This is a genomic window from Citrobacter sp. T1.2D-1, from assembly GCF_950098555.1.
GTDB classification, from domain to species: domain Bacteria; phylum Pseudomonadota; class Gammaproteobacteria; order Enterobacterales; family Enterobacteriaceae; genus Citrobacter_A; species Citrobacter_A telavivensis.
In genome coordinates this window covers 46,386-63,220 of record NZ_CATNHH010000023.1, presented here as the reverse complement: position 1 = coordinate 63,220, position 16,835 = coordinate 46,386, and the positions used below count along the sequence as shown (strand labels likewise).

The following is a 16,835-nucleotide window of genomic DNA, read 5'->3' as shown; positions in this document are numbered from 1 at the left end:
TTTTATGATACGGCTTTACTTTCGGCCCAACGCAGGAGCGTAACGTGATAGGCAGACTCAGAGGCATCATTCTGGAAAAACAACCCCCGCTGGTGTTACTCGAAGTGGGCGGCGTTGGCTATGAAGTGCATATGCCAATGACCTGTTTTTATGAGCTCCCGGAATCCGGAAAAGAAGCCGTTGTCTTTACCCACTTCGTGGTGCGTGAAGACGCACAACTGCTGTACGGGTTTAACAATAAACAAGAGCGCACGCTGTTCAAAGAGCTCATCAAAACCAACGGCGTCGGGCCAAAACTGGCGCTGGCCATCCTGTCCGGGATGTCCGCACAGCAGTTTGTTAACGCTGTCGAACGTGAAGAGCTGGGCGCACTTGTCAAGTTGCCAGGCATCGGCAAAAAGACCGCTGAACGACTGATTGTTGAAATGAAAGACCGATTTAAAGGCCTGCATGGCGATCTCTTTACGCCAGCCGCCGATCTGGTGCTGACCTCGCCAGCGAGCCCGACGTCGGACGATGCTGAACAGGAAGCGGTTGCGGCGCTGGTGGCGCTGGGCTATAAACCACAGGAAGCCAGCCGCATGGTGAGTAAAATCGCTCGCCCGGATGCCAGCAGTGAAACACTGATACGCGAAGCCCTGCGCGCCGCGTTATGAGGTAAAGGATGATAGAAGCAGATCGCCTGATTTCGGCAGTTGCCACCCTCCCCGAAGAGGTTGCCGATCGTGCCATTCGCCCGAAACTACTCGAAGAGTACATCGGTCAACCGCAGGTGCGCTCGCAGATGGAGATTTTTATCCAGGCGGCAAAACTGCGTGGCGATGCACTAGATCACCTGCTGATTTTTGGTCCTCCCGGTCTGGGGAAAACCACGCTTGCCAACATCGTTGCCAATGAAATGGGCGTCAATCTGCGCACCACGTCTGGCCCGGTGCTGGAAAAAGCGGGCGATCTGGCCGCGATGCTGACCAACCTTGAGCCCCACGACGTATTGTTTATCGATGAGATCCACCGGCTGTCACCGGTGGTGGAAGAGGTGCTCTATCCGGCGATGGAAGATTATCAGCTGGATATTATGATCGGTGAAGGACCGGCGGCGCGCTCGATTAAAATCGACCTGCCGCCGTTTACCCTGATTGGCGCGACGACTCGCGCGGGTTCACTGACTTCACCACTGCGCGATCGTTTTGGTATTGTGCAGCGTCTGGAGTTTTATCAGGTGCCAGATCTTCAGTATATCGTTGGCCGCAGTGCGCGCTTTATGGGCCTGGAGATGAGCGATGAGGGGGCGCTGGAGGTGGCGCGTCGTGCACGAGGAACGCCGCGTATCGCTAACCGCCTGCTCAGACGCGTGCGGGATTTTGCCGAAGTGAAACATGACGGTACCATTTCCGCTGATATTGCCGCGCAGGCGCTGGATATGCTGAACGTTGATGCCGAAGGGTTTGATTACATGGACCGCAAGCTGCTGCTGGCGGTGATCGACAAATTCTTTGGCGGGCCGGTCGGGCTGGATAACCTGGCGGCGGCCATCGGCGAAGAGCGTGAAACGATTGAGGATGTGCTGGAGCCGTATCTGATTCAGCAAGGCTTTTTGCAACGCACGCCGCGCGGAAGAATGGCGACAGTGCGCGCCTGGAATCACTTTGGTATTACGCCGCCGGAAATGCCGTAATTTCTCGGGCCTGACGGCGCTTCGCTTATCGGGCCTACAAACCACGTAGGCCGGATAAGTCGCGACAGCGCCGCCATCCGGCAACACCCCGTCAGCTTGCCTGCTTCTTCATCATACTGAAAATAAACAGCACTGCGGCGCACAGCACGACTGACGGACCCGCAGGGGTATCGTAGAAGGCCGAGAAGGTCAGCCCGCCTGTAACCGCTATCATCCCAATCCCTACCGCAACGCTCGCCATCTGCTCCGGCGTACGGGCAAAACGACGCGCCGTGGCCGCAGGGATAATCAGCAACGAGGTAATGATCAGCGCCCCGACGAACTTCATCGCCACGCCAATGGTTAAGGCGGTGACCAGCATCAACAGAAGCTTCACGCGCTGCAACTTCACGCCATCGACAAACGCCAGATCGGGGCTGATGGTCATCGACAGCAGATTGCGCCATTGCCAGAAGAGGATTGCCAGCACGACAACCACGCCAATGGCGATAGAGATCAAATCGTCCGGCGTCACGGCCAGCAGATCGCCAAACAGGTAGGCCATCAGATCCACGCGAATATTTGACATCAGGCTGACCACCACCAGACCCAGCGACAGTGCACTGTGCGCCATAATGCCAAGCAGTGTATCAATGGCGAGGTGAGGGCGTTTCTCCAGCCACACCAGACCCGCCGCCAGCATCAGCGTGACGGCAATGACCGCATAGAAAGGATTCACATCCAGCAACAAACCGAAGGCGACGCCAAGCAGCGACGCATGCGCCAGCGTATCGCCAAAATAGGACATCCGACGCCAGACGACGAACGAACCCAGCGGACCTGCCGCACAGGCCAGCATGATCCCGGCTAACCAGCCAGGCAGTAATAATTCAATCATGAGTGACCATTTCCCCGGCGCAACACAATACGACCCTGTAGATCGTGGCGATGATTATGATGATGACGATAAATCCCCAGCTGTTCCGCGCCGCGAGGGCCGAACATCGAGATAAATTCCGGGTGCATGGAAACGATTTCAGGGGTGCCTGAACAGCAAATATGATGGTTCAGACACAGCACTTCGTCCGTTTTTGCCATCACCAGATGCAGGTCATGAGACACCATCAGCACGGCGCAATCCAGTTCGCGACGTAGCTGATCGATAAGGTCATACAGCGCGACCTGGCCGTTGACATCCACGCCCTGAGTGGGTTCATCAAGCACCAGAAGTTGCGGCTGGTTGAGGAGCGCACGCGCTAAAAGTACGCGCTGCGTTTCTCCTCCGGAGAGCTTTTGCATTGGCGCGTCAATCAGATGCCCGGCCTGCACGCGCTTCAGAGCTGGCAGGATGTCATCTTTCTTCGTTCCGGGGCGCAGGCGCAGGAAACGACTGACGGTGAGCGGCAGGGTGGTATCAAGATACAATTTCTGCGGAACGTAGCCAACTCGCAGCTTGCCGTTACGCTTGATCACCCCTTCATTCGGGGCTACCAGCCCGAGGACGACCCGAACCAGCGTTGACTTCCCGGCACCATTTGGGCCGAGCAGCGTTAAAATTTTTCCGGGTCTCAGTTCGAGCGACACGTCAGAAAGGACGCGGCGCTGACCGAAAGAGACCGAGACATTTTCCAGTGAAACCAAAGTCGTCATGTCAATTTTAGTCTTGCAGAAGTTATATAATGTTATAATATCACATTTCTCACATTCATTACGATGATTGGTCGCATTATGTTACATAAAAATACGCTTCTTTTCGCTGCATTATCCGCCGCTCTTTGGGGCAGTGCAACACAGGCGGCAAATGCCGCTGTTGTCGCCTCTCTTAAGCCATTAGGGTTCATTGCTTCTGCCATTGCTGATGGCGTCACGGATACACAAGTCTTACTTCCGGATGGGGCATCCGAACATGACTATTCACTGCGTCCATCTGACGTAAAACGCTTACAGGGCGCGGACTTAGTTGTCTGGATTGGACCTGAGATGGAAGCGTTCATGGAAAAGTCCGTCAGTAATATTCCCGAAGCTAAACAGGTAACGATTGCGCAGCTCAAAGATGTGAAACCGTTGCTCATGAAAGGGGCAGATGATGATGATGATGACCATGACCACGATCATGGGCACGCCGAAAAAGGTGATGCGCATCACCATCATGGTGATTACAACATGCATCTTTGGCTCTCCCCAGAGATAGCGCGGGCCTCAGCGGTTGCAATCCATGAAAAATTAGTGGAACTTATGCCGCAAAGTCGAGCCAAACTTGACGCCAACCTGAAGGATTTTGAGGCACAATTAGCCGCAACCGATAAGCAGGTCGGTAACGAGCTCGCACCGCTCAAGGGTAAAGGCTATTTCGTTTTTCACGACGCCTATGGCTATTACGAAAAACACTACGGACTCACTCCGCTGGGTCATTTTACCGTCAACCCTGAGATACAGCCTGGTGCGCAGCGTTTACATGAAATAAGAACACAGTTGGTTGAGCAAAAAGCAACCTGCGTTTTTGCTGAGCCACAGTTCAGGCCAGCGGTCGTTGAAGCCGTTGCGAGAGGGACATCCGTTCGAATGGGAACGTTGGATCCCCTCGGGACAAATATCAAACTGGGTAAAACGAGCTATTCAGCGTTCTTGAACCAACTAGCGAACCAGTATGCGAGCTGCCTGAAAGGAGATTAATGAGGAAGTGAATACGTGCAACAGATAGCCCGCTCTGTCGCCCTGGCATTTAATAATCTGCCAAGACCCCATCGCGTCATGTTGGGGTCGCTTACTGTTCTGACACTGGCCGTTGCCGTCTGGCGGCCTTATGTTTATCACCCGGAATCCACCCCCATTGTTAAAACGATCGAACTGGAGAAGAGCGAAATTCGTTCACTGCTCCCGGAGGCCAGCGAGCCTATCGATCAGGCTGCACAGGAAGATGAAGCCATTCCTCAGGATGAGCTGGACGACAAAACCTCAGGGGAAGCGGGCGTTCATGAATATGTTGTTTCGACGGGTGATACCCTCAGCAGCATTCTGAATCAGTACGGCATTGATATGGGGGATATCACCCAGCTTGCCGCCTCCGATAAAGAACTGCGTAATCTGAAGATTGGTCAACAGCTCTCCTGGACGCTGACCGCCGACGGCGATTTACAGCGTCTGACGTGGGAAATGTCGCGTCGTGAAACCCGTACCTATGACCGTACTGCGGCGAACGGCTTTAAGATGAGCGCTGAAACGCAGCAGGGTGACTGGGTAAACAGCCTGATGAAAGGTACCGTCGGCAACAGCTTCGTGGCCAGTGCGAAAGATGCCGGGCTGACCAGCGCGGAAATCAGTGCGGTGATCAAAGCGATGCAGTGGCAGATGGACTTCCGCAAACTGAAAAAAGGCGATGAGTTCTCTGTGCTGATGTCCCGTGAAATGCTGGACGGCAAGCGCGAGCAGAGCCAGTTGCTGGGCGTGCGGCTGCGTTCAGAAGGTAAAGATTACTACGCTATCCGTGCCGAAGACGGTAAGTTTTATGACCGCAACGGTACCGGGCTGGCGAAAGGTTTCCTGCGTTTCCCGACGGCGAAACAGTTCCGCATTTCGTCTAACTTCAACCCGCGTCGAGCTAACCCGGTTACCGGACGTGTCGCGCCGCACAGAGGTGTGGATTTTGCGATGCCGCAGGGGACGCCGGTGCTGTCCGTGGGTGACGGTGAAGTCGTCGTGGCGAAGCGCAGTGGGGCGGCTGGGTATTATGTGGCGGTGCGTCATGGTCGTACCTATACCACGCGCTACATGCACCTGCGTAAGCTGCTGGTGAAACCAGGACAAAAGGTCAAACGTGGCGATCGTATCGCGCTCTCCGGTAACACCGGGCGTTCTACCGGTCCACATCTGCACTATGAAGTGTGGATCAACCAGCAGGCGGTTAACCCGCTGACGGCGAAGCTGCCGCGTACCGAAGGTCTGACCGGTAAAGATCGTACCGATTACCTGGCGCAGGTGAAAGAGGTTCTGCCGCAGTTACGCTTCGATTAATCACTCCTGACGTTAAAGCCGGTACGCAGCGCGTGTGCCGGCTTTTTTATTTTGTGCGCGGCAGGGTGCGCCGCTACACTATCATCAGATTTACTTTTCGCGTCATCAGGCACTGGATAAGCATGGAAACAAAAAAGAATAACATTGAGTACATCCCTGAGTTTGAGAAGTCTTTTCGCCATCCACGCTACTGGGGCGCTTGGCTGGGCGTCGCGGCGATGGCGGGTATTGCCTTAACGCCTGCGTCTTTTCGCGACCCGCTACTGGCGAAACTGGGCCGTTTTGCCGGACGTCTGGGTAAAAGCTCGCGTCGTCGGGCGCTGATCAACCTGTCCTTATGTTTTCCTGAGCGTAGCGAAGCCGAACGCGAGGCTATCGTCGATGCCATGTTTTCTACTGCGCCGCAGGCCATGGTGATGATGGCGGAACTGGCGATTCGCGGCCCGGAGAAAATACAGTCGCGCGTTGACTGGGAAGGCCTTGAAATCATCGAGGAAATGCGCCGCAACAATGAGAAGGTGATCTTCCTGGTGCCGCACGGTTGGGGCGTGGATATTCCGGCGATGCTGATGGCATCACAGGGACAGAAGATGGCGGCAATGTTCCATAATCAGGGAAATCCGGTGTTTGATTACGTCTGGAACACGGTTCGTCGCCGCTTTGGCGGTCGTTTGCATGCGCGTAATGACGGCATTAAACCGTTTATCCAGTCCGTACGACAGGGTTACTGGGGATATTATCTGCCGGATCAGGATCATGGTCCTGAGCACAGCGAATTTGTTGATTTCTTTGCCACCTATAAAGCGACGCTACCCGCCATTGGTCGACTGATGAAAGTGTGCCGTGCGCGCGTGATCCCGCTGTTCCCGCTGTATAACGGTGACACTCATCGGTTGACGATTCAGGTGCGCCCGCCGATGGACGATCTGTTAACCGCAGACGACAACACCATTGCCCGGCGAATGAACGAAGAGGTGGAAATTTTTGTTGGCCCTCATCCCGAGCAATATACCTGGATCCTGAAACTGCTGAAGACCCGAAAACCGGGTGAAATCCAGCCTTATAAGCGCAAAGATCTCTACCCTCTCAAATAAAAAAGGCCTCTCGAAAGAGAGGCCTTTTGCATCAGTAGACAATTACTCGACGGTCAGAATACGCGTAGTATTGGTCGAACCGATGGTGCTCATCACGTCACCCTGAGTCACGATAACCAGATCGCCTGATACCAGGTAGCCTTTGTCACGCAGCAGATTCACCGCTTCGCTTGCCGCGACAACGCCATCCGCCGCGCTGTCGAAATAGACCGGCGTAACGCCACGGTAAAGCGAGGTCAGGTTCAGCGTACGCTCATGTCGGGACATGGCGAAAATCGGCAGGCCAGAACTGATGCGAGAGGTCATCAGCGCAGTACGACCGGATTCGGTCATGGTAATGATCGCGGTAACCCCTTTCAGGTGGTTCGCTGCATACATGGCGGACATTGCAATCGCTTCTTCAACATTGTCGAATTGAATATCCAGACGGTGTTTAGAGACGTTGATGCTGGGGATTTTTTCTGCACCCAGGCAGACGCGAGCCATCGCCGCGACGGTCTCCGCCGGGTACTGGCCTGCGGCCGTCTCGGCTGACAGCATGACCGCATCGGTACCATCCAGCACGGCGTTTGCGACGTCCATCACTTCCGCACGGGTCGGCATTGGGTTGGTAATCATCGACTCCATCATCTGGGTCGCGGTAATCACGGCACGGTTCAACTGACGTGCACGACGAATCAAGGCTTTCTGGATGCCGACCAGTTCCGGATCGCCAATCTCAACGCCGAGATCGCCACGTGCGACCATCACCACGTCAGAGGCCAGAATGATGTCATCCATCGCATTCTGATCGCAGACCGCTTCAGCACGCTCAACTTTTGCCACAATTTTGGCATCGCAGCCTGCATCGCGCGCCAGGCGGCGAGCGTAGTTCAGATCTTCACCGCAGCGCGGGAAAGAGACCGCCAGGTAGTCAACGCCAATCAGGGCGGCGGTAACGATGTCGGCTTTGTCTTTTTCGGTCAGGGCTTCTGCGGAAAGACCGCCACCCAGTTTGTTAATGCCTTTGTTATTGGAAAGCGGGCCGCCCACGGTCACTTCCGTGAACACTTTCATGCCCTGAACTTCCAGCACTTTTAACTGCACGCGTCCATCGTCGAGCAGCAGAATATCGCCAGGTACCACGTCTGCCGGCAGACCTTTGTAGTCAATACCGACTTTTTCTTTGTCGCCTTCACCTTTACCCAGGTTGGCATCCAGGAGAAATTTGTCACCGATGTTGAGGAATACTTTGCCTTCTTTAAAGGTAGAGACGCGAATTTTTGGCCCCTGGAGATCACCCAGAATGGCCACGTGGCGTCCCAGTTTGGCAGCTATCTCACGAACTTTATCCGCGCGCATTTTATGATCTTCTGGCGAACCGTGAGAGAAATTCATTCGTACGACGTTAGCGCCAGCGGCGATAATCTTCTCAAGATTGTTATCGCGGTCAGTAGCCGGGCCTAATGTCGTAACGATTTTGGTTCTGCGAAGCCTTCTGGACATGTAATACTCCGTTGACTGAAACAACTAGGTGTTGCGTGAACAATAAACCGGTCGTTCTGAAAACCTTCTACACCCGCCATACTTCACGTTGCCTGTGCGTTGGCTTCCTCGCTCACTCCAGTCACTACCTTAAGTCAGCTTCTGGGGATTCGCTGCGTTGCCGCCTTCCCGCAACGCGAATTATTTAGGGTCTACAAAGCATAGCGAACAAAACCGGATGATGAATTTAAGTCGGACTTATTATTGCTGTTAGCGGTCATTACTCTTGATGAGCAGTTCTTTATCAAAACGCGATTCCTTGAGCGCTTCTTTGACACGCTTCAAGTTATCTCTGAATTTTGCCCCACGACGCAAAGTAAATCCCGTAGCCAGCACATCTATCACGGTCAACTGCGCAAGTCGAGAGACCATGGGCATATAAATGTCAGTATCTTCCGGCACATCGAGGGTAATTGCCAGCGTTGCTTCACGTGCCAGCGGCGTATCGGCGGAGGTTAACGCAATCACCATGGCATCGTTTTCACGCGCAATCTGTGCCAGTTCGACCAGACTCTTGGTGCGACCAGTGTGTGAAATCAGCACCACCACGTCATCGTCGCTACAATTCATACAGCTCATCCGTTGCAAAACGACGTCGTCGGAGTAGATAACCGGGACGTTGAAACGGAAAAACTTGTTCATGGCATCATGCGCGACGGCGGCAGAAGACCCCAGCCCAAAGAACGCGATTTTCTTTGCCTGCGTCAGCAGATCCACCGCGCGGTTGATCGCCGATTTGTCCAGCGACTGGCGAACGTGGTCAAGACTGGCCATCGCCGATTCGAAAATTTTGCCCGTATAGGACTCGACGCTGTCATCTTCATCCACATTACGATTAACATAAGGGGTACCATTTGCCAGACTTTGTGCCAGATGCAGTTTAAAATCAGGGAAGCCACGGGTTTCCATGCTGCGACAAAAGCGATTCACCGTCGGTTCGCTGACGTCGGCTTCTTGTGCAAGCGTGGCAATACTGCAATGGATGGCCCGTTCAGGCGAGGCAATGATGACATCGGCGACTTTGCGTTCAGATTTGCTCAAATGTTCCAGCTGAGACTGGATCTTTTCCAGCATATTCATGATGTAGACTCAAAGATATGACGATTTCAGCAATACAAGAAATCGAGAGGCAATTTTGGTAGATAGTACCCCTGCTAACCTGAGAAGGGGGCAAAATGGTCAGAATAGTTGTTGTTTTTTTTCATTACATGATCAGCATCGTGTTTTGACTCAACGTTATGCGTCGCAAATCGACGACGTTTTTGACCATTTTGCGCCGTTAAACGCCAACCGCACGGTGGGTTAAGCGTTTACGGTTTCCGGAATCACGTAAAAGCAGTACAGTGCACTGTAATAAAATTACAAGTAATGCCTGGCAAAGTACCAGGATAGCTAACTAAGGAGAATGACATGGCGGTAACGCAAACAGCCCAGGCATGTGACCTGGTCATTTTCGGCGCGAAAGGCGACCTTGCGCGTCGTAAATTGCTGCCTTCCCTGTATCAACTGGAAAAAGCCGGTCAGCTCAACCCGGATACCCGCATTATTGGGGTAGGCCGTGCCGACTGGGACAAAGATGCCTACACGAAGGTCGTGCGCGAAGCGCTCGAAACCTTCATGAAAGAGAAGATCGATGAAGGATTGTGGGACACCCTGAGCGCTCGCCTGGATTTCTGCAATCTGGACGTGAACGACACTGCGGCATTTACCCGTCTGGGAGAGATGCTTGATCAGAAAAATCGCACTACGATCAACTACTTCGCGATGCCACCAAGCACTTTTGGCGCAATCTGTAAGGGGCTCGGCGAAGCGAAACTGAATGCCAAACCGGCGCGCGTAGTGATGGAAAAACCGCTCGGAACTTCACTGGCGACCTCTCGCGAGATCAACGATCAGGTCGGTGAGTATTTTGAAGAGTGCCAGGTTTACCGTATTGACCACTATCTGGGGAAAGAGACAGTTCTGAACCTGCTGGCGCTGCGTTTTGCCAACTCCCTGTTTGTCAATAACTGGGATAACCGCACGATCGATCATGTGGAAATCACCGTGGCAGAAGAGGTGGGCATTGAAGGACGCTGGGGCTATTTCGACCAGGCCGGCCAGATGCGCGACATGATCCAGAACCACCTGCTGCAAATTCTGTGCATGATTGCGATGTCGCCGCCGTCGGATCTGACCGCTGACGCCATTCGTGATGAAAAAGTGAAGGTACTGAAGTCGCTACGTCGCATTGATCGTTCCAATGTACGCGAAAAGACCGTACGCGGTCAGTACACCACCGGCTTTGCGCAGGGCAAAAAAGTGCCGGGTTATCTGGAAGAAGAGGGCGCGAACAAGAGCAGTAACACCGAAACGTTTGTGGCTATCCGCGTGGACATTGATAACTGGCGCTGGGCGGGCGTACCGTTCTACCTGCGTACCGGTAAGCGTCTGCCGACGAAATGCTCTGAGGTTGTGGTTTATTTCAAAACCCCTGAGCTAAACCTGTTCAAAGAGTCCTGGCAGGATCTGCCGCAGAACAAACTGACCATTCGTCTGCAGCCGGATGAAGGCGTGGATATTCAGGTTCTGAACAAAGTCCCGGGTCTTGACCACAAGCATAACCTGCAAATTACCAAGCTGGATCTGAGCTACTCCGAAACCTTCAATCAGACGCACCTGGCGGATGCTTACGAGCGCCTGCTGCTGGAAACCATGCGCGGTATTCAGGCGCTGTTTGTGCGCCGTGATGAAGTGGAAGAGGCGTGGAAGTGGGTCGACTCCATCACCGAAGCGTGGGCGATGGATAACGATGCGCCGAAACCGTATCAGGCAGGGACATGGGGACCGGTCGCCTCCGTGGCGATGATTACCCGTGATGGTCGTTCCTGGAATGAATTTGAGTAAAAAAGCGTCTAACTCTTCCGTGTTATTTTACCGGTAACATGATCTAACACAGATTGTTGAACAATTTTTGCACTTTTAAGCCTCGTGTGGATTCACCCACGAGGTTTTTTTTATTACACTGCCTGAAACGATTTTGCCCCAGAGCTCCGGCTAACAAGCGTTTCCTGTGTTTTAAACCACAGTAAATGAACTTGCCAAACCTACCGCTCTGACAGATAAATTTCAGGAGCTTCTATGAATCCTAATTTGTTACGCGTAACACAACGTATTGTTGAACGTTCCCGTGAGACCCGTTCTGCCTACCTCTCTCGTATAGAACAGGCTAAATCCTCAACCGTTCACCGTTCACAACTGGCATGCGGGAATCTGGCGCACGGATTCGCGGCCTGCCAGCCAGACGATAAAGCCTCTCTCAAAAGCATGTTGCGTAACAATATTGCGATCATCACCTCCTACAATGACATGCTCTCCGCACATCAACCCTACGAACATTACCCGGACATCATTCGCAAAGCGCTGCATGACGCGAACGCGGTCGGGCAGGTAGCGGGCGGCGTTCCGGCAATGTGCGACGGCGTGACGCAGGGTCAGGATGGTATGGAGCTTTCGCTGCTGAGCCGCGAAGTGATCGCGATGTCCGCCGCGGTCGGGCTGTCCCACAACATGTTCGACGGCGCGCTGTTCCTCGGTGTTTGTGACAAAATTGTCCCGGGTCTGGCGATGGCGGCGCTGTCATTCGGTCATCTGCCGTCCATCTTCGTGCCATCAGGTCCGATGGCGAGCGGCCTGGCCAATAAAGAAAAAGTCCGTATTCGTCAACTCTATGCCGAAGGTAAAGTTGACCGTATGGCGCTGCTGGAATCTGAAGCGGCCTCCTACCATGCGCCGGGTACGTGTACATTTTACGGTACCGCGAACACCAACCAGATGGTGGTGGAGTTCATGGGGATGCAACTGCCGGGATCTTCTTTTGTCCACCCGGATGCTCCGCTGCGTGAAGCGCTGACGGCGGCGGCGGCGCGCCAGGTGACGCGTCTGACCGGTAACGGCAACGAATGGATGCCAATCGGCAAAATGATTGATGAGAAAGTGGTAGTGAACGGGATTGTCGCGCTGCTGGCGACCGGCGGTTCAACAAACCACACCATGCACCTGGTGGCGATGGCTCGTGCTGCAGGTATCCAGATTAACTGGGATGACTTCTCCGATCTTTCCGACGTCGTGCCGCTGATGGCGCGTCTCTATCCTAACGGTCCGGCGGATATTAACCACTTCCAGGCTGCGGGCGGCGTTCCGGTCCTGATGCGCGAACTGCTGAACGCGGGTCTGCTGCATGAAGACGTCAACACGGTAGCCGGCTTTGGTCTGAAGCGCTACACCCTGGAGCCGTGGCTGAACAATGGCGAACTTGACTGGCGTGAAGGCGCGGCCAAATCGCTGGACAGCAATGTGATTGCCTCTTTCGACCAGCCGTTCTCCCATCATGGTGGCACCAAAGTGCTGAGTGGTAACCTCGGTCGTGCGGTCATGAAAACGTCCGCTGTACCGGTTGAGAATCAGGTGATTGAAGCGCCGGCCATTGTTTTTGAAAGTCAGCATGATGTTTTACCGGCTTTTGAAGCGGGTCTGCTGGACCGTGACTGCGTGGTTGTTGTGCGTCATCAGGGACCAAAAGCGAACGGAATGCCAGAATTACATAAACTCATGCCGCCACTTGGTGTATTATTGGACCGTCGTTTCAAAATTGCGTTGGTTACCGATGGTCGACTTTCCGGTGCTTCCGGTAAAGTGCCTTCAGCCATCCATGTCACCCCGGAGGCTTATGATGGCGGTTTGCTGGCAAAAGTACGCGATGGCGACATTATTCGGGTGAACGGACAGACAGGTGAATTGACGCTGCTGGTTGATGAGGCGGAGCTTGCCGCTCGTCAGGCTCACATCCCGGATCTGAGCGCATCGCGCATTGGAACGGGGCGTGAAATGTTCAGCGCGCTGCGTGAGAAGTTGTCCGGCGCGGAACAGGGCGCAACCTGTATTCATTTTTAAGGCATATTTTGTAATCAGTCGAGAGAAGAACTCTGATGAAAAACTGGAAAACAAGTGCAGAAACAATCCTGACCACCGGCCCGGTAGTCCCGGTGATCGTTGTGAATAAACTGGAACACGCGGTGCCGATGGCAAAAGCGCTGGTTGCGGGCGGGGTGCGCGTACTGGAAGTGACCTTACGTACCGCCTGCGCGATGGATGCTATCCGTGCTATCGCCAAAGAAGTTCCGGAAGCCATTGTGGGAGCCGGTACGGTGCTGAATCCGCAGCAACTGGCAGACGTCACCGCTGCCGGTGCACAGTTCGCAATCAGCCCGGGTCTGACCGAGCCACTGCTGAAAGCGGCAACCGAAGGCACAATCCCGCTGATCCCGGGCATCAGCACCGTTTCTGAACTGATGCTGGGCATGGACTACGGTTTGAAAGAGTTCAAATTCTTCCCGGCAGAAGCCAACGGCGGTACGAAAGCGCTGCAGGCTATTGCGGGTCCATTCTCTCAGGTGCGTTTCTGCCCGACTGGCGGCATCTCCCCGGCCAACTACCGTGATTACCTGGCGCTGAAAAGCGTGCTGTGCATCGGCGGTTCCTGGCTGGTGCCGAACGACGCGCTGGAAGCCGGTGATTACGATCGCATCACCAAACTGGCGCGTGAAGCGGTTGAAGGCGCGAAGCTGTAAGCTATCAACGTGTAAGCCGTGAGCCCGATAAGACGCGTTAGCGCCAGTATCGGGCTTTGCCGGATGGTGGCGCTAATGCCTTATCCGGCCTACAGATCTGTTCCTTAACCTGCCACTTTCACCTGTGCCGCCGCGTTCTTCGCACGTTCAATCGCCTCATCAACGTTGTCAGCCGTTGCCAGCGCCACACCCAGGCGACGCGTTCCATCAATTTCCGGCTTACCAAAGAAACGAACCTGCAAACCGGCACCGACGGCGTTCTGAACATTGCCAAACGTCACGTCCTGACTGGTCAGTCGCGGTAAAATTACCGCAGAGGCGGCCGGACCATACTGACGAATGGCACCCACGGGCAGGCCAAGGAAGGCGCGCACATGCAGGGCAAACTCCGACAGATCCTGAGAAATCAGCGTCACCATGCCGGTATCGTGCGGGCGAGGGGAGACTTCGCTGAAAATAACTTCATCACCGCAGACAAACAGCTCCACGCCAAACAGACCATGACCTCCCAGAGATAACACCACCTTACGGGCAATTTCCTGAGCGCGTTCCAGCGCCAGCGCGCTCATCTGCTGCGGCTGCCAGGATTCACGATAATCGCCGTCCTCCTGACGATGACCTACCGGGGCGCAAAAGTGGACGCCGTCGACGGCGCTTACGGTGAGCAGGGTAATTTCAAAATCAAACTTCACGACGCCTTCAACGATCACCCGACCTGCACCCGCGCGACCGCCCTGTTGCGCGTAGTCCCACGCCTGCGTCAGTTGCGCTTCAGTACGAATGAAGCTTTGCCCCTTGCCGGAAGAACTCATCACCGGTTTTACAATGCAGGGATAACCGATTTCAGCCACGGCGGCGCGGAAGGTGGCTTCGCTGTCGGCGAAACGGAAGGTCGAGGTGGGCAGCGCCAGTTCTTCCGCCGCCAGACGGCGGATACCTTCACGGTTCATCGTCAGCTTTGTCGCGCGTGCACAGGGTACGACGTTCAACCCTTCCTGTTCCAGCGTCACCAGCATGTCCGTGGCGATGGCTTCAATCTCCGGTACGATATAGTGCGGTTTTTCCAGTTCAACGATGCGGCGAAGCGCGTCGCCATCCAGCATATTGATGACGTGTGAACGATGCGCGACGTGCATTGCCGGCGCGTCGGCATACCGGTCCACCGCGATGACTTCCACACCGAGGCGTTGGCACTCGATGGCCACTTCTTTACCCAGTTCGCCTGAACCCAATAACATCACTCGAGTTGCTGCCGGACGCAGCGCTGTGCCTAATAACGTCATGAATATATCCCCCAACAAATTTGGCCGCAGTATATACGAAAACGTTTGCGTCTGTCTTTATTGCCAGGTTGATTTCAGCGGTAAAATAGAATATACTGTACATAAATACAGTAATATTGAGAGGCTGCAACATGGCGGTTGAAGTTAAATACGTAGTCATTCGGGAAGGTGAGGAAAAAATGTCATTTACCAGCAAAAAGGAAGCCGATGCGTATGACAAGATGCTGGATACGGCGGATCTGCTCGACACCTGGCTTGAACAGTCGCCGTTAGCACTGGAAGACGAACAGCGTGAAGCGCTGTCGTTGTGGCTGGCAGAACAAAAAGAGGTGCTGAGCACCATCCTCAAAACCGGTAAGTTGCCTTCTCCGCAGGCGGTTGAGAACGACGCCTCTGCCGGAGACGATACTCAGGCGGCCTGAATCTGACTTGCGCTCCTGACGTTTTGTACCATGCTTTTTCCTGAATCAATGTGCTATTGGGTAAAGGAAAAGTATGAAAAGAACAGGTGCGTTAATCAGCCTGCTGTTGTTAGGCGCCAGTCTGTCGGTATCTGCTGCGGACACTGACAGTAAAACCGTGAAATTCCCCCCGTGTGAGGGTCTCGATGCGGCAGGCATTGCCGCAAGTGTGAAACGTGATTATCAGCAAAATCGCGTGGTGCGCTGGGCAGACGATCAAAAACGGGTGGGGCAGGCCGATCCGGTTGTCTGGGCTAATCCGAAAGAGATTACAGGGCAGGACGGGAAATGGACGGTGCCACTGACCGTGCGTGGAAAAAGCGCGGATATTCATTATCAGGTGAAGGTCGACTGCAAGGCCGGCACGGCGCAATACCGCCAGCAATAGCGCGAACATTTGCGCATCTTTAGCGCTGGCAGACATTTCCTGACATCCCCTCGGGTACGCTTTGAGAATTCATTGTCAGTACTTGAGGGATAAAATGGCTAACTGGCTTAATCAATTACACTCTCTTCTCGGGCAAAACGGATCGTCTTCGTCCTCTTCGGGGGAACAGGGATTAAGTAAGCTGCTGGTACCCGGTGCGCTGGGTGGCCTGGCAGGGTTACTGCTCGCCAACAAATCTTCCCGCAAACTGCTCAGCAAATACGGCACCAGTGCGCTGTTGGTCGGTGGCGGCGCGGTGGCGGGTAGCGTGTTGTGGAACAAGTACAAGGATAAAGTTCGCGCGGCTCATCAGGATGAACCGCAGTTTGGCGCGCAAAGCACACCGCTGGATGTCCGTACCGAACGCCTGATTCTGGCGCTGGTTTTCGCGGCGAAAAGCGACGGTCACATCGACGCCAAAGAACGGGCGGCAATCGAACAGCAGCTACGTGAAGCGGGCGTTGAAGAACAGGGGCGCGCATTCATCGAACAGGCGATTGAACAACCGCTGGATCCACAGCGTCTGGCGCAGGGGATCCGCAACGAGGAAGAGGCGCTGGAGATCTATTTCCTCAGTTGTGCAGCCATTGACATCGACCACTTTATGGAACGTAGCTACCTGAACGCGCTGGGCGATGCGTTGAAGATCCCACAGGATGTCCGCGACGGCATTGAGCAGGATCTGAAACAGCAAAAACAGGCGCTACCCGGTTAACCGAATACCGTCGGCGGCATGTTTCGCTTGCATCATTCGTCAGTTTTGCCACCCTTA

At 54.3% G+C, this 16,835-nt stretch carries 16 protein-coding genes; 11 read left to right on the top strand and 5 right to left on the bottom strand.

Annotated elements, in window-relative coordinates; translation table 11 throughout:
• The first annotated feature begins 44 nt into the window (after positions 1 to 44).
• Positions 45 to 656 (top strand): Holliday junction branch migration protein RuvA, encoded by a 612-nt coding sequence (gene ruvA, locus QQZ17_RS16450; protein WP_152404111.1) that lies wholly within the window; start codon positions 45 to 47, stop codon positions 654 to 656.
• Between the two features lie 8 nt (positions 657 to 664).
• A complete protein-coding gene (gene ruvB, locus QQZ17_RS16445; RefSeq protein ID WP_152404113.1) occupies positions 665 to 1,675 on the top strand; it encodes a Holliday junction branch migration DNA helicase RuvB in 1,011 nt (336 codons plus the stop codon).
• A gap of 91 nt (positions 1,676 to 1,766) precedes the next feature.
• Here ruvB and znuB read toward each other — a convergent pair whose 3' ends face one another.
• Entirely contained in the window at positions 1,767 to 2,552 is a 786-nt protein-coding gene (znuB, locus tag QQZ17_RS16440) for a zinc ABC transporter permease subunit ZnuB (protein ID WP_152404115.1), read from the bottom strand.
• Positions 2,549 to 3,304, bottom strand: a complete 756-nt coding sequence (znuC, locus tag QQZ17_RS16435) for a zinc ABC transporter ATP-binding protein ZnuC (RefSeq protein WP_152404117.1) — start codon at positions 3,302 to 3,304, stop codon at positions 2,549 to 2,551. Before znuC ends, znuB begins: the two co-directional genes overlap by 4 nt.
• A 78-nt stretch (positions 3,305 to 3,382) precedes the next feature.
• Here znuC and znuA point away from each other — a divergent pair, with 78 nt between their 5' ends.
• From znuA to lpxM, 3 genes are all read left to right on the top strand, one after another.
• On the top strand, positions 3,383 to 4,327 hold the full coding sequence (gene znuA, locus QQZ17_RS16430) for a zinc ABC transporter substrate-binding protein ZnuA (RefSeq protein WP_152406308.1): 945 nt from the start codon (positions 3,383 to 3,385) through the stop codon (positions 4,325 to 4,327).
• Positions 4,328 to 4,342: 15 nt separating this feature from the next.
• Positions 4,343 to 5,665 carry a murein DD-endopeptidase MepM gene (gene mepM, locus QQZ17_RS16425; RefSeq protein WP_052746907.1) on the top strand — a complete coding sequence of 441 codons (1,323 nt, stop codon included), beginning with the start codon at positions 4,343 to 4,345 and terminating at the stop codon, positions 5,663 to 5,665.
• A gap of 122 nt (positions 5,666 to 5,787) precedes the next feature.
• Positions 5,788 to 6,759: a lauroyl-Kdo(2)-lipid IV(A) myristoyltransferase gene (gene lpxM / locus QQZ17_RS16420; protein WP_152404120.1), complete on the top strand. Its 972-nt coding sequence runs from the start codon at positions 5,788 to 5,790 to the stop codon at positions 6,757 to 6,759.
• Between the two features lie 42 nt (positions 6,760 to 6,801).
• On the opposite strand, the gene pyk is transcribed toward lpxM, so the two are convergent.
• Complete coding sequence (pyk, locus tag QQZ17_RS16415) at positions 6,802 to 8,244, bottom strand: pyruvate kinase (RefSeq protein WP_152404122.1); 1,443 nt, start codon at positions 8,242 to 8,244, stop codon at positions 6,802 to 6,804.
• 249 nt (positions 8,245 to 8,493) lie between these two features.
• A complete protein-coding gene (locus QQZ17_RS16410) occupies positions 8,494 to 9,363 on the bottom strand; it encodes a MurR/RpiR family transcriptional regulator (protein ID WP_152404124.1) in 870 nt (289 codons plus the stop codon).
• Positions 9,364 to 9,693: 330 nt separating this feature from the next.
• Between QQZ17_RS16410 and zwf the strand changes: the two genes are divergently transcribed.
• The 3 genes from zwf (at position 9,694) to kdgA (ending at position 13,892) form a co-directional block, all read left to right on the top strand.
• Positions 9,694 to 11,169, top strand: coding sequence for a glucose-6-phosphate dehydrogenase (zwf, locus tag QQZ17_RS16405; protein ID WP_152404126.1), 1,476 nt, complete (start codon positions 9,694 to 9,696; stop codon positions 11,167 to 11,169).
• A 234-nt stretch (positions 11,170 to 11,403) separates the two neighbouring features.
• Positions 11,404 to 13,215 (top strand): phosphogluconate dehydratase, encoded by a 1,812-nt coding sequence (edd, locus tag QQZ17_RS16400; protein WP_152404128.1) that lies wholly within the window; start codon positions 11,404 to 11,406, stop codon positions 13,213 to 13,215.
• Between the two features lie 35 nt (positions 13,216 to 13,250).
• Positions 13,251 to 13,892 (top strand): bifunctional 4-hydroxy-2-oxoglutarate aldolase/2-dehydro-3-deoxy-phosphogluconate aldolase, encoded by a 642-nt coding sequence (gene kdgA / locus QQZ17_RS16395; protein ID WP_152404129.1) that lies wholly within the window; start codon positions 13,251 to 13,253, stop codon positions 13,890 to 13,892.
• A gap of 104 nt (positions 13,893 to 13,996) precedes the next feature.
• Here kdgA and purT read toward each other — a convergent pair whose 3' ends face one another.
• Entirely contained in the window at positions 13,997 to 15,175 is a 1,179-nt protein-coding gene (purT, locus tag QQZ17_RS16390) for a formate-dependent phosphoribosylglycinamide formyltransferase (protein ID WP_152404131.1), read from the bottom strand.
• 131 nt (positions 15,176 to 15,306) lie between these two features.
• Here purT and yebG point away from each other — a divergent pair, with 131 nt between their 5' ends.
• From yebG to QQZ17_RS16375, 3 genes are all read left to right on the top strand, one after another.
• A complete protein-coding gene (gene yebG, locus QQZ17_RS16385) occupies positions 15,307 to 15,597 on the top strand; it encodes a DNA damage-inducible protein YebG (RefSeq protein WP_046481167.1) in 291 nt (96 codons plus the stop codon).
• A gap of 73 nt (positions 15,598 to 15,670) precedes the next feature.
• On the top strand, positions 15,671 to 16,024 hold the full coding sequence (yebF, locus tag QQZ17_RS16380; protein ID WP_152404133.1) for a protein YebF: 354 nt from the start codon (positions 15,671 to 15,673) through the stop codon (positions 16,022 to 16,024).
• A gap of 94 nt (positions 16,025 to 16,118) precedes the next feature.
• Entirely contained in the window at positions 16,119 to 16,778 is a 660-nt protein-coding gene (locus tag QQZ17_RS16375; RefSeq protein ID WP_152404135.1) for a tellurite resistance TerB family protein, read from the top strand.
• The last annotated feature ends 57 nt before the right edge of the window (positions 16,779 to 16,835 follow it).

Excerpts from the sequence above, each read along its gene's own strand:
- ruvB (WP_152404113.1), top strand. The coding sequence starts at position 665 with ATGATAGAAGCAGATCGCCTGATTTCGGCAGTTGCCACCCTCCCCGAA.
- znuB (WP_152404115.1), bottom strand. The coding sequence starts at position 2,552 with ATGATTGAATTATTACTGCCTGGCTGGTTAGCCGGGATCATGCTGGCC.
- znuC (WP_152404117.1), bottom strand. The coding sequence starts at position 3,304 with ATGACGACTTTGGTTTCACTGGAAAATGTCTCGGTCTCTTTCGGTCAG.
- znuA (WP_152406308.1), top strand. The coding sequence starts at position 3,383 with ATGTTACATAAAAATACGCTTCTTTTCGCTGCATTATCCGCCGCTCTT.
- lpxM (WP_152404120.1), top strand. The coding sequence starts at position 5,788 with ATGGAAACAAAAAAGAATAACATTGAGTACATCCCTGAGTTTGAGAAG.
- pyk (WP_152404122.1), bottom strand. The coding sequence starts at position 8,244 with ATGTCCAGAAGGCTTCGCAGAACCAAAATCGTTACGACATTAGGCCCG.
- QQZ17_RS16410 (WP_152404124.1), bottom strand. The coding sequence starts at position 9,363 with ATGAATATGCTGGAAAAGATCCAGTCTCAGCTGGAACATTTGAGCAAA.
- zwf (WP_152404126.1), top strand. The coding sequence starts at position 9,694 with ATGGCGGTAACGCAAACAGCCCAGGCATGTGACCTGGTCATTTTCGGC.
- edd (WP_152404128.1), top strand. The coding sequence starts at position 11,404 with ATGAATCCTAATTTGTTACGCGTAACACAACGTATTGTTGAACGTTCC.
- kdgA (WP_152404129.1), top strand. The coding sequence starts at position 13,251 with ATGAAAAACTGGAAAACAAGTGCAGAAACAATCCTGACCACCGGCCCG.
- purT (WP_152404131.1), bottom strand. The coding sequence starts at position 15,175 with ATGACGTTATTAGGCACAGCGCTGCGTCCGGCAGCAACTCGAGTGATG.
- yebG (WP_046481167.1), top strand. The coding sequence starts at position 15,307 with ATGGCGGTTGAAGTTAAATACGTAGTCATTCGGGAAGGTGAGGAAAAA.
- yebF (WP_152404133.1), top strand. The coding sequence starts at position 15,671 with ATGAAAAGAACAGGTGCGTTAATCAGCCTGCTGTTGTTAGGCGCCAGT.
- QQZ17_RS16375 (WP_152404135.1), top strand. The coding sequence starts at position 16,119 with ATGGCTAACTGGCTTAATCAATTACACTCTCTTCTCGGGCAAAACGGA.